This is a genomic window from Sphingobium sp. TA15 (genome assembly GCF_037101235.1).
Lineage (GTDB): Bacteria > Pseudomonadota > Alphaproteobacteria > Sphingomonadales > Sphingomonadaceae > Sphingobium > Sphingobium indicum.
Window position 1 is genome coordinate 2,542,490 of sequence record NZ_AP025355.1, and the last position, 11,862, is coordinate 2,554,351.

10 protein-coding genes are annotated in these 11,862 nt (G+C 61.8%); 7 read left to right on the forward strand and 3 right to left on the reverse strand.

Annotated features, from left to right (window positions below; translation table 11 throughout):
* Positions 1-477: 477 nt before the first annotated feature.
* The 4 genes from Sj15T_RS12635 to Sj15T_RS12650 all read left to right on the forward strand — a co-directional run bounded on the left by Sj15T_RS12635 (position 478) and on the right by Sj15T_RS12650 (position 5,054).
* A complete protein-coding gene (locus Sj15T_RS12635; protein WP_041386135.1) occupies positions 478-1,461 on the forward strand; it encodes a nitronate monooxygenase family protein in 984 nt (327 codons plus the stop codon).
* A 34-nt stretch (positions 1,462-1,495) separates the two neighbouring features.
* Entirely contained in the window at positions 1,496-1,678 is a 183-nt protein-coding gene (locus Sj15T_RS12640) for an SDR-family protein (protein ID WP_013041354.1), read from the forward strand.
* A 188-nt stretch (positions 1,679-1,866) separates the two neighbouring features.
* Positions 1,867-4,095 (forward strand): TonB-dependent receptor, encoded by a 2,229-nt coding sequence (locus Sj15T_RS12645; protein WP_013041356.1) that lies wholly within the window; start codon positions 1,867-1,869, stop codon positions 4,093-4,095.
* 293 nt (positions 4,096-4,388) lie between these two features.
* Complete coding sequence (locus Sj15T_RS12650; RefSeq protein WP_013041357.1) at positions 4,389-5,054, forward strand: peptidylprolyl isomerase; 666 nt, start codon at positions 4,389-4,391, stop codon at positions 5,052-5,054.
* Positions 5,055-5,225: 171 nt separating this feature from the next.
* On the opposite strand, the gene Sj15T_RS12655 is transcribed toward Sj15T_RS12650, so the two are convergent.
* The gene (locus Sj15T_RS12655; protein ID WP_013041358.1) at positions 5,226-5,729 is read right to left on the reverse strand and encodes a DUF3617 domain-containing protein; all 504 of its coding nucleotides are present in this window, start codon (positions 5,727-5,729) and stop codon (positions 5,226-5,228) included.
* Positions 5,730-5,842: 113 nt separating this feature from the next.
* Positions 5,843-6,379, reverse strand: coding sequence for a DUF3617 domain-containing protein (locus Sj15T_RS12660; protein WP_013041359.1), 537 nt, complete (start codon positions 6,377-6,379; stop codon positions 5,843-5,845).
* A gap of 141 nt (positions 6,380-6,520) precedes the next feature.
* Between Sj15T_RS12660 and Sj15T_RS12665 the strand changes: the two genes are divergently transcribed.
* The 3 genes from Sj15T_RS12665 to uvrB all read left to right on the forward strand — a co-directional run bounded on the left by Sj15T_RS12665 (position 6,521) and on the right by uvrB (position 10,245).
* Positions 6,521-7,555, forward strand: coding sequence for a DNA/RNA non-specific endonuclease (locus tag Sj15T_RS12665; protein ID WP_081440679.1), 1,035 nt, complete (start codon positions 6,521-6,523; stop codon positions 7,553-7,555).
* On the forward strand, positions 7,542-7,970 hold the full coding sequence (locus Sj15T_RS12670; protein WP_013041362.1) for a hypothetical protein: 429 nt from the start codon (positions 7,542-7,544) through the stop codon (positions 7,968-7,970). The genes Sj15T_RS12665 and Sj15T_RS12670 overlap by 14 nt, the downstream gene beginning before the upstream one ends.
* Positions 7,971-8,061: 91 nt before the next feature.
* Entirely contained in the window at positions 8,062-10,245 is a 2,184-nt protein-coding gene (uvrB, locus tag Sj15T_RS12675; RefSeq protein WP_013041363.1) for an excinuclease ABC subunit UvrB, read from the forward strand.
* A 506-nt stretch (positions 10,246-10,751) separates the two neighbouring features.
* On the opposite strand, the gene recA is transcribed toward uvrB, so the two are convergent.
* Positions 10,752-11,825: a recombinase RecA gene (recA, locus tag Sj15T_RS12680; protein WP_007683061.1), complete on the reverse strand. Its 1,074-nt coding sequence runs from the start codon at positions 11,823-11,825 to the stop codon at positions 10,752-10,754.
* Between the last annotated feature and the right edge of the window lie 37 nt (positions 11,826-11,862).

Here is an 11,862-nt window from a genome sequence, read left to right on the forward strand (position 1 = left end):
TGCGTTACCTTCGCCCCGCTTGCGACCAGTGCCGCATCGGGTGCCCAGGCCGACCATAGCCGCTCCCGCGGCGACGACAATTCGCTAAAGCCGCGCCGGTCATCGGCTTGGGCTTCATTAGGTCATCGCTTGTTTCGCAGGGTAGGCGGGCCTCGCCGGCAGGGTGGATTTTTACAGCGGAACACCGCTCAAGGGTGTCGCTACTCTGCTGGGGGCGGCGGACCCAAAACTCAGCAAGCTGCCTGATCCGAAGCCGTTGAAGTTGACGATCACTCCCGGTCTTCAGTCAGAATCCTATTGACCGCTTTTATAAAAGTGTAGATACACTTTATGGAGACGCCAATGGCGGAACTGGAGCGATTTCCAAGCGATCGGAACCGATCGCTGATCAAGAGATCGCGGAAAACAAGGAATCCAGAGCGGGGATCTGATCCAATCAGGTCGAAACTGCTCTAGTCGATGGGAGAGCGTAAAACCGTGACAATCCCAGCTTCGCTCAGGCGCGGTCTCAGATTGCCGGTCATCGGTTCGCCGCTGTTCATCATCTCCGGCCCTGAACTGGTCATCGCGCAGTGCAAGGCTGGCATCATCGGCAGCTTCCCAGCGCTCAACGCGCGGCCGGCGCCGGTTCTCGAGGAGTGGCTTGATCGCATAACGTCCGAACTTGCGGACTATGACGCGGCAAACCCCGATCGTCCCTCCGCTCCCTTTGCCGTCAACCAGATCGTGCACAAGTCCAATGACCGCCTTGAGGCGGACATGGCGCTGTGCGTAAAATATGAAGTGCCGCTGATCATCACGTCGCTCGGCGCGCGCGAGGATATCAACGACGCGGCCCATTCCTATGGCGGCATCGTGATGCAGGACGTCATAGATCAGAATTTTGCGCGCAAGGCGATCGCCAAGGGCGCCGATGGCCTTATCGTTGTAGCAACGGGCGCTGGTGGTCATGCGGGCGTGCAATCGCCCTTTGCTCTCATGCAGGAAACGCGGGAGTGGTTCGACGGGCCCATCGCGCTTTCAGGGTCGATCGCAAATGGTGGCGCGATCCTTGCCGCACAAACGCTGGGCGCGGATTTCGCCTATGTCGGAACGGCCTTCATCGCAACCGAGGAGGCACACGCCGTCGATGCGTACAAGAATTGCATCGTCGACGGAAGCGCGGCAGACATCATATTCAGCAGCCTCGTGACGGGCGTCAGGGGCAATTATCTTCGTCAATCTTTCATCCTGGCGGGCCTCGATCCCGACAATCTGCCGGAATCCGACCCCTCGAAAATGAACTTCGGATCGCTCCAGGCGAAAGCGTGGCGGGACATCTGGGGCGCTGGGCAGGGGATTGGCGCGACAAAGCAGGTGCTGCCGACAGCGTCGCTGGTCCGGAAATTCGAGAGCGAATATCTACAGGCGCTCGATCGTCAAAGCCGCTTCAGCCTGCTGCCCGATCTGGCAACCGCCTGATTATCGAAGGAAATCGACAAGCAGGAACGCAATAATGGTCGAAGAGAAATCAGTCGCCGTAATTGGGGTGGGCGACTATGTCGATGGCGAGATCGTGAAGCGCCGCGCCCGCGAAGGCTACATCGTTCATGCTGGCCGACGAGGTGCGGAAAAGCTCGCGCCTCTGTTTGCGGAGGTCGAGGCCGTGGACGGCGCGATCGTTGCGCGCGGCCCTTGATGCTCGCGTTCCCGATGACGCTTCCGTTTTTCTGGCTGAAGCTGAGGCGAGCGCGCCGGGGGAGGCCGGCGTCCTCGACATCGGGGGCATGGGCGCCGGGCAATTGTTCGAAGTGAACTGAAGATTGAAGCCGGACGCCGCCTGACAAGAGGGAGGGCGGCGCCGGTTGCATAAAGAGGGAGGATGTCATGCGAGGTAATTTCGCCAGCCTATTGTCGCGTCTGCTGTGCACCGCCGCCGCCGGTGTCGCAGCGCCGGTTTTCGCTCAAGAGACAGCGGTCGCAAATGCTCCGGCGGCGGGTGCGCCGGCTGAGGAAAAGGCCGCGGTGGGCATTGCCGACATCGTCGTGACGGCGCGCAAGCGCGCCGAAAATCTCCAGGATGTTCCGATCGCGGTCACCGCGCTCGGCTCCGTCGCCATGGAGCGCGCGCATATCACCTCGGTTCTGGATGTCGCGGCGCTGACGCCCGGCGTCACCATGACCCAGTTCAATATCGGCGAACCCCAGACCTATATTCGCGGCGTCGGATCGCAGACGGATTCGGCCGCCTCCGAATCGTCGGTCACGATCTCCATGGACGAAGTGGCGATCGGCCGCGGCGGCGCCACGTCGATTGCGTTTCTGGACGCCAGCCGGGTCGAGGTTCTGCGCGGCCCTCAGGGAACTCTCTACGGTCGAAATGCGTCCGCCGGCACGATCAGCTTCTATTCGAACCGTCCGACCGAAGCGTTCGAGGGCAGTGTCGAGGCGTCTGCCGGCAGCTTCCGCACCTTCGGCGGCAAGGGCATCGTCAACCTGCCGGTCGGCGACGGCATGGCGTTCCGCACGGCCGGTCAATATTCCGACAGCCGCGGCTATGCCTATAATCTGCTGACCGGCAAGCATCTCCAGGGCGGAGAGCGCTATGGCGGCCGACTGCAGTTCCTGGCCGAAAAGGACGCATGGACCATCCTCCTGTCGGGAGATTATTCCAAGGATGATCTCGACGGCGATTCCCGGTCGATCGTGTCGACCTATTTGGCGAGCCCCACCTTCGCGGCGCTGGCGGCCGCCTCCAACGCCGACCGCAAGAATGTCTGGGAGAGCGAGACGATCCCGGGGACGTTCCAGCGCCGCCGCAATTACGGACTCGTCGGGCGGGTCGAATATGCGGGCGATTGGGCCACGCTGACGTCGCTCACCGCCTATCGCAACAATCGCTATTCGTTGCGCGCCGACTATGTGGGGGAATCGAATTTTCCTTTCCAGACCGACGACCGTGTCAATGAGGCGTCGCACCAGTTCAGCCAGGAACTGCGGCTGACCTCGCCCTCAAGCTCGAAGGTTCAGTGGGTCGCCGGCCTCTTCTATTATTCCGACAGCATCGACCGCGAGGAGCGCTTCGTCGTCACCTCGGTCGCGCCGCTGCCGCGAGGATTGGGCGGCGACAACACCGCCCTCCAGAATGCCAGCACGAAAAGCTATGCCGCTTTCGGCCAGGTCACCATACCGTTCGCAAGCATCTTCGAACTGACGCTTGGCGCCCGCATTTCGCGCGACAAGAAGGACGTCTTCCAGCAGGCGGTGCATAATGCGCCGGCGGGCCAAGGGCTTGGCTTCCCCTTCTTCCCCGGCTCGCTTTACGCGGTGCCGGCGTCCGCAAGCTTCACCAAGCCCACCTGGCGCGCGACGCTGGCGATGGAACCCAGCCCGGACAAGCATTTCTACCTGAGCTATGATCGCGGCTACAAGTCGGGCACCTTCACCAGCCAGGCTCAGAACGCCGTCCAGGCCACCTTCCTAGTGAAGCCCGAACAGTTGGACAGCTTCAACCTGGGCGCGAAAACCCAATGGCTGGACAATACGCTGCGGGTGAACGCCGACCTCTTCTATCTCGACTATAAGAAGCTTCAGGTGTTCGAGTTCGGCGCAAATCTGAACTTCATCCTTGCCAATGCCAATGCGCGGATCAAGGGCGCCGAACTCCAGGTTGCGATCGCGCCGTCACGCCATCTCAACGTCGGCATCAATGCGAGCCTCCTCGACGGCAAGTTCACGTCCAATCCGCAATTCGCGGGGGCGACGCTTGCCTATAAGGGCAACCGCCTGTCGCGCGCGCCGCGCTACAAGATCAGCAACTATATCGAACTCAACGAGGACCTGTTCGGCGGCACGGCCACGGTGCGTCTGAGCCAGGCTTTCCAAAGTTCCTATTTCTACAACCCGTCCAACGATGTTGCGGGCCTCCAAAAGGCTTACAGCGTGCTCAACGGCTTTGCGTCCTGGGAGAGCGCGTCGGGCCTGAAGCTCTCGCTGAGCGCCGACAATCTGACGAACGAGCAATATTCGGTGCACCATATCAGCTTCCAGAATCTGGGCGTGCGCATTTTCGCTCCGCCCCGGTCCTACACGGTCACCCTGGCCAAGCGCTTCTGATGACTGCCCTCTGAAAAGGGGCGCTCCCGTCGCCACCTTCCTCCTTTGCAAAGCGGCTAAAGTCCGGTGCTTGCCGCCCGGTTGCGCCGCGCCTGCAAGCTCTCTAGGGTGTGTGGGGGATTAAGTTCAGGGCGCGGCGAAAATAGTGGAATTCGAGAACTGGCGCGCAGCGTACTTCAGTACGTGAGCACCGGAAGCGCAGAAAGCCGCTATTTGCAGCCCGCCATGGGCTGAATCCCCACACACCCTAGCCTTGGGTCTTGTCCCTCTTTCCTGAGCGTGCCTTCCCGCCGATGCGTCCTGCCGTCCTGCATTATCTCGTCCTGCTGACAACCTTCCTCTCCGGTCCCGCCCTCGCCCTGCCCGCCAACCGGCCGACGCCGGGCCATACCCGCGTGGCCATCGAGACCTCCGTCGGCGCCATCGTCGTGGCGACCGACGATAAGCGGGCGCCGGTCACCTCCGCCAATTTCCTGACCTATGTCGATGACGGGCGCTTCGACGGCGTCACCTTCTATCGGGCGGCGCGGCGCAAGAGCGCTCCGCAACTGGGGCTGATCCAGGGCGGCATAGACACGGATGCGCGCCGGTCGCTGCCGCCGATCAGGCATGAGCCGACGACGCGGACCGGGATCAGGCATCTGGACGCTACGCTGTCCATGGCGCGGCCCGACCGCGCCAATTCGGCCATGGGCAATTTCTTCATCACCGTGGGGCCGACGCCCAACATGGATGCGCGGGGCGACTATATCGGCTATGCCGCCTTCGGCCATGTGGTCGCGGGCATGGACGTGGTGAAACGGATCCTCGCCGCGCCGACCTGCTGCGGGTCGGGGCCGATGCGCGGGCAGATGATCGTCAAGCCGATCCGGATCATCCGCGCCAGACGGCTCGACGGCACGCCGCATCCGACGCGCGGGGTGAAGCCGTGGCTGTTGGGCCTCAGGCGCAAATCTTGAGCGTCCGCCAGGCGGCGCCGATATTGCCGCGATCGGCCCATGGCATTTCCATGCGCGCCGTTCGGCAGGCCGTCCCCATCCGATGCAAGGACAGGGCGCGGCCTGCCGACGGTTCGGCCGTCCATCATGGCATGCAGGCGCCGCGTCGGACGGAAGGTATCGGACCGGCCCTCAGGCCTTGGTGCATTCCCCGGCGCGCTTGCCCGTGACGTCATGGGTGGTGCGCAGCACGGGCTGGCCGCCCTCTGTCCTGGTCATGGTGCTGCCCAGGGTCAGCGTGTCGGCGGTGAAATTGCCCTCCAGCGCTATTTCGGACGTGCCCTTGCCGGACGTGCAGCTCAGCGTCGCGATCAGGCGGCCCTTGCGGATCAGCTTGTCCTTGTAGGTGCAGTCACTGCCCTCATCCCCGGCCAGCGCATCGGCGTCCGGCACGCCGGCCGCGTCGACGGCGATGCAGACCCTGTCCTCGCTCACCTGCTTCAGCGCGGCCTGATATTCGGCCGGGGTGACAGTGGGGGTGTTGTAGCCGGTGGTCTTGCGGGTGAGCGTCCATTCGCCCGCTTTCATGACGATCGGCGCTTCGGTCGTTTCGGGCGCGGGTTCCGGCTTGCTGCCGCAGGCGGCCAAGCCGAGAGCAAGCCCAAGCGGCAGGGCCGCCAGCGCAAATTTCTGCATATCCTCTCCCCTGTTCTCTGTTGGAACGGGGGCAGGCTCGCGCCAAGCCGCGCAAAGCGCAAGCGGAATCTGCCATCGCCTGTTGCGGCCAGAAGCGCCCGCTCGCCTCGCCCTTATTTCTCCGCGCAGGCCGCGCCGATCCATTTGCCGCTGGTCTTCGCCTTCATGCTCATGTTCATGCCGTTGGGGGCGCCGGTCATCTTCATGTCCATGTGCATCTCATAGCTTTCGGGCGCGTAGCTGCCGGACATGACGGCGTTCATCGTGCCGCCCTGCGACTTGCAGCTTATCTCCCCCTTCACCGATCCGCCGCTGGCGTCGAAGCCCTTGTAGGCGCAGTCCTTGTTCTCCTGGCCGGAGAACATCTTGCCGCTGGGGTTGGCGGCTTCCTCCGGCGAGACGCAATATTTGATGGAGGCGCGGCTCATCATCTTCTTCATCTGCTCTTTCATCTGATCGCCGCCGCCCGGCATGTTGGGCATGTCGATGTCGACCAGTTCATAGGCGCCCTCCCACTGGCCGGGCTTGAGCTGGACCTTCTGCACCTCCTGGCGGACTTCTTCACGGGTCTGGGGCTGGCCCGACGGCTTTTCGCCGCAGGCCGCCAGCAGAGATGTCAAGCCGATCAGGACGGGAAGTGTCGCACGCATAGGCATTCTCCCTGTTTCCACTCCATTTTGCTGGCCACCATAACAACGGGCGGCGGCGATGCAATGCGGAACGGTTCCGACGTTTGTTCTTGATTTGTTCCAATTATTTTGCTATGAGCCGTTACAAGCGGGGGAGCGTCTATGAAACCAGAAGAAACGGGTGATGAGTATAGTTTGAGAGCCTTCGGCCACTATCTGCGAACAGGACAAAAGCTGCTTCCTGATCGATTGGAAGTGAAATTCAACCCTTGGCATGATGAGAAGAATGGTCGGTTCACTTTTGTTGGGCAAGGGCGGTATTTTGGTGGAGAAGGTGGTGCAAACAACGACCTTCGATACAGCCAAAGGGGAGATGCCGGAGGAAAGGCGACTTCGGAATGGAACCGTGCGGACAGGCGAGCAGATGGCGATGGTGTCCCGGATCGAAGCCATCTCCATCCCAACCATCCGAGCAATTATTCCTTATATACTGTTCAACCCGGCGATTCTCTCGCGCGCATAGCCGCTTTGCGGAAAGGATTGAAGGCAAGCGACCTTGCCTGGTTGAACGAAATGTCACTCGATCAGACGTTGAAGGTCGGGCAACGAATCAAGCTGCCCCATCAAGAATTTTTGGATGCTGGACGCGAGGCCAAGAACAAGTTCCTTGCCCTTGCCCATTATATGGACTCGCATGGTGGAAAGTTACCGCCCAATCCAGCGAATCCACCGTCGCTGGAAAGCCAGATCCTCGATTCCAACTGGAAAAGGGAGAGCAAGAATGGCTATGATTTCTACATGGACATGCTTGCCCGGGTCAGGAAAGTCCATGGCCAATTGTTTCTCGGTCCGACAACCGCACGGTCACGATTCAATCAAATTCAAGCGGGCAAACCGGATCGTCGCTCTGGTGACGATGGTGGACATTTCATCGCTGCTCGCTTCAACGGGCCGAACGACAGCTTCAATCATTTCGCCCAAGATGCCAATTTCAATCGGAGCGCCTATAAAGCACTGGAAAATAGCTGGGCCAACGATTTACGAGCGGGCAAAAAAGTCTTTGTCGATATCATACTTCAATATGCGGGAACATCGAGGCGGCCCTACAGGCTCACCGTTACTTGGTACGTCAATGGCGAAAGAAATCTCCGAAATTTCCCGAACGAACCGAGGGAAGCAAGCAATGGCAGACGATAAACTCGACAATCTAGGGCCGCTGATGAATGAGATCGGACAGGAACTGGCGGAGATTGTCGGCGGCGATCCAAATGGCGTCTTCCTCTATGCGGAGATTGGTGAAGGATGGAATGGACCGAGCGTCTTCAAGGACGAAGGCGACGTCGTCCGCTATTATAATTCAGCAAGTGAGATTCTTTCAGACCTTCTTTTCGAGTCCTGGTATGCGGCATCGGAAGATCCCATCAAGCGTTGGTCAGTGATGGAATATGATGTGAAGAACGGCGAATTCAGCGTTAGTTTCAAATATCCTGACGAGGTGAATGTCGAGATCGTCGATGCACGGCGGCGTGAGGCAGCCCTGCGCGCTCGCTATGGTGACAAGCCGGTGATTTATCCTCCCCCGCCCAAGGGTGCGTTTGAATTGAAGCCGTAAAAGGAACGGCGGCGCACGGCTTTTCCGCCTTCCTGCCCCAGGAGAGTGTGAACCCGATTGCGTCTCCAACCAAAGGCACCATATTCGGACCATGTCTATCCAGATCCGCACCACGCTGGACGAGCCGGAGACCGGCGAAGGCTTCGTCCCCCACCGCCCCGCGCGCCCGGAAAAGAGCGAGGGCGGCAGGCCGTTCAAGCTGGTGTCGGACTATGAACCGTCTGGCGACCAGCCGACCGCCATCGCCGAACTGGTCGAGACCGCGCTCCAGGGCGAGAAGGACCAGGTGCTGCTGGGCGTCACCGGATCGGGCAAGACCTTCACCATGGCGAAGGTGATCGAGGCGTTGCAGCGGCCCGCGCTGGTGCTGGCGCCGAACAAGATCCTGGCCGCGCAGCTTTACGGGGAGTTCAAGAGCTTCTTCCCCGAAAATGCCGTCGAATATTTCGTCAGCTATTACGACTATTATCAGCCCGAAGCCTATGTGCCGCGGTCGGACACCTATATCGAGAAGGAGTCCAGCGTGAACGAGGCGATCGACCGGATGCGCCATTCGGCCACCCGCGCCCTGCTGGAGCGGGACGATGTGCTGATCGTGGCGTCGGTTTCCTGCCTGTACGGCATCGGGTCGGTCGAGACCTATTCGGCCATGACCTTCGCGATGAAGAAGGGCCAGGTGGAGGACCAGCGGGAAATCATCCGCAAGCTGGTGGCGTTGCAGTACAAGCGCAACGACGCGGCCTTTGCGCGGGGGAATTTCCGGGTGAAGGGGGATAATCTGGAGATTTTCCCGTCCCACTATGAGGATACGGCGTGGCGGGTCAGCTTCTTCGGCAATGAGATAGAGGACATCGTCGAGTTCGACCCGCTGACCGGCAAGAAGGTGGCGAGCCTCGACTATGTGAAGGTCTTTCCCAATTCGCACCACGTCACGCCGGGGCCGACGCTCAAGCAGGCGATGGAGGCGATCCGGTTCGAACTGGCGGAGCGGCTGAAGGAACTGACCGCCGAGGGCAAGCTGCTGGAGGCGCAGCGGCTGGAGCAGCGGACCAATTTCGACCTGGAGATGATCGCGGCGACCGGCTCCTGCGCGGGGATCGAAAATTATTCGCGCTTCCTGACCGGCCGACTGCCCGGCGAGCCGCCGCCGACCCTGTTCGAATATCTGCCGGAAAACGCGCTGCTGTTCGTCGACGAAAGCCACCAGACCGTGCCGCAGATCGGGGCGATGGCGCGGGGCGACCACCGGCGCAAGATCACGCTGGCCGAATATGGATTCCGCCTGCCGAGCTGCATCGACAACCGGCCGCTCCGCTTCAACGAATGGGACGCGATGCGGCCGCAGACGGTCAGCGTCTCCGCGACGCCCGGCCCGTGGGAAATGGAGCAGACCGGCGGCGCCTTCTCCGAACAGGTGATCCGCCCGACCGGGCTTATCGACCCGCCGGTCGAGATCAAGCCGGTGGAGGATCAGGTGGACGACCTGATCCATGAGGCGAAGGAGACGGCGAAGAAGGGCTATCGCACGCTGGTGACGACGCTCACCAAGCGGATGGCGGAGGATCTGACCGAATTCATGCATGAGGCCGGGATCAAGGTCCGCTACATGCACAGCGATGTCGAGACGCTGGAGCGGATCGAGCTGATCCGCGACCTGCGGCTGGGCGTCTACGACGTGCTGGTGGGCATCAACCTGCTGCGCGAGGGGCTGGACATTCCCGAATGCGGGCTGGTCGCGATCCTGGATGCGGACAAGGAGGGCTTTTTGCGTTCCGAAACCTCGCTGATCCAGACGATCGGGCGCGCGGCGCGTAATGTCGACGGGCGGGTGATCCTCTATGCCGACCGTATTACCGGGTCGATGGAGCGGGCGCTCAACGAAACGTCGCGGCGGCGCGAGAAGCAGATGGCCTATAATCTGGAGCATGGCATCACGCCGACCACCATCAAGCGCAACATCGGCGACATCATCGCCCATGTCGCATCGAAGGATCAGGTGACGGTGGACACGGGGCTGGAGGACCGGCCGCACCTCGTCGGCCACAATCTGCGCGCCTATATCGAGGATCTGGAAAAGAAGATGCGCGCCGCCGCGGCCGATCTGGAGTTCGAGGAAGCCGGGCGGATACGCGACGAGATCCGCAAGCTGGAGGCGGAGGAACTGGGCTTGCCCGCCGAACAGCAGGTGGCGGCGCCCAGGGGCCGGGCCATGGAAGGCAAGCCGGGAACCCGCAAATTGCGCTACGGGAAGGTGCAGAAGAAGTTTGGACGATAGGCGGCGAGGAGCCTTGGCTGGACCCCGTCATGCCTGCCCGGGCGCTCGAAGGAAAAGGGGGGCGCCCCGAGAGGACGATGCGTTTCCTGCCCGCAAATCGCTCTTTCCGCCGATGAACCGATGGCCCGGTCCGCGATTGGCAAGCCATTCGACGGCCGTGGCCAAAGCTGGAGCATCGTGCAATGACTCGGCACCGTTCATGCTGAGCAGGGACTGAGTCCTTCGACGGGTTCAAGACAGGCAAGTCGAAGGCCCATATCGAAGCATCTGCGCCGATTGGTCCTTCGATGCGTCACTTCGTGGCTACTCAGGACGAACGCCGTGGATTTGATTGAACGCAGGGCTTTAGACGCTGCGCCCGGCGAAAGGCCTGTGCGGCAAAGGCCGATCCGGTAAAAGGCCCGCCGCGCCAGTCGCGCAGCGGGCCTTTTCAGTGCGTGAAGCGGCAGGCGGGCAGAGCCGCGCTGGAGCCTTCCGGTTGATCCGGCCGGAAGGCCCGTCAGCGCCTATTCGCCATCATCCTCCGCTTCGGGTCCGGCCATCATCCCTTCGGCGACCTCCTCGGTCTTGCCGCGGATCGCCTTTTCCAGCCGTTCCGCCATTTCGGGATGTTCTTTCAGATAGGTTTTCGCATTCTCCCGACCCTGGCCGATGCGGACCGAGTCATAGGAGAACCAGGCGCCCGACTTCTCGACTAGCCCGGCCTTCACGCCGATGTCGAGCAGTTCGCCGATCTTGGACACGCCCTCGCCATACATGATGTCGAATTCGACCTGCTTGAAGGGCGGCGCGACCTTGTTCTTGACCACCTTCACCCGGGTCGCGTTGCCGACAATGTCCTCGCGGTCCTTGATCTGGCCCGTGCGGCGAATGTCCAAACGCACCGAGGCGTAGAATTTGAGCGCATTGCCGCCGGTCGTCGTTTCCGGGTTGCCGTACATGACGCCGATCTTCATGCGGACCTGGTTGATGAAGATCACCAGGCAGCGCGAGCGGGAAATGGAGCCGGTCAGCTTGCGCAGCGCCTGGCTCATCAGGCGCGCCTGCAGGCCGACATGGCTGTCGCCCATCTCGCCCTCGATTTCCGCGCGGGGGACCAGCGCGGCGACCGAGTCGACCACCAGCACGTCGATGGCGTTCGACCGCACCAGCGTGTCCACGATCTCCAGCGCCTGTTCGCCCGTGTCCGGCTGCGACACGATCAGTTCGTCGATGTCGACGCCCAGCTTCTTCGCATAGCCGGGATCGAGCGCATGTTCCGCGTCGACGAAGGCCGCGATGCCGCCAGCCTTCTGCGCTTCGGCAATGGCGTGCAGCGCCAGCGTGGTCTTGCCCGAGCTTTCCGGCCCGTAAATCTCCACAATGCGTCCGCGCGGCAGGCCGCCGATGCCGAGCGCGATGTCCAACCCCAGCGATCCCGTCGAAATCGCCTCGATCTCGATCTTCTCGCGGCTGCCCAGCTTCATCGCCGAACCCTTGCCGAAGGCGCGGTCGATCTGGGAAAGGGCCGCTTCCAATGCTTTCTGTCTGTCCATTGTCCCCGTCTTCTTGGAATCGATGAGTGAGAGCATTGCGGTCATCGGCCTATCCCCTGTCAAGCGGAACGCGCCGGTCCGG

Coding starts and splice junctions, on each gene's coding strand:
- Sj15T_RS12640 (WP_013041354.1), top strand. CDS start 1,496: ATGGTCGAAGAGAAATCAGTCGCCGTAATTGGGGTGGGCGACTATGTC.
- Sj15T_RS12645 (WP_013041356.1), top strand. CDS start 1,867: ATGCGAGGTAATTTCGCCAGCCTATTGTCGCGTCTGCTGTGCACCGCC.
- Sj15T_RS12650 (WP_013041357.1), top strand. CDS start 4,389: ATGCGTCCTGCCGTCCTGCATTATCTCGTCCTGCTGACAACCTTCCTC.
- Sj15T_RS12655 (WP_013041358.1), bottom strand. CDS start 5,729: ATGCAGAAATTTGCGCTGGCGGCCCTGCCGCTTGGGCTTGCTCTCGGC.
- Sj15T_RS12660 (WP_013041359.1), bottom strand. CDS start 6,379: ATGCGTGCGACACTTCCCGTCCTGATCGGCTTGACATCTCTGCTGGCG.
- Sj15T_RS12665 (WP_081440679.1), top strand. CDS start 6,521: ATGAAACCAGAAGAAACGGGTGATGAGTATAGTTTGAGAGCCTTCGGC.
- Sj15T_RS12670 (WP_013041362.1), top strand. CDS start 7,542: ATGGCAGACGATAAACTCGACAATCTAGGGCCGCTGATGAATGAGATC.
- uvrB (WP_013041363.1), top strand. CDS start 8,062: ATGTCTATCCAGATCCGCACCACGCTGGACGAGCCGGAGACCGGCGAA.
- recA (WP_007683061.1), bottom strand. CDS start 11,825: ATGACCGCAATGCTCTCACTCATCGATTCCAAGAAGACGGGGACAATG.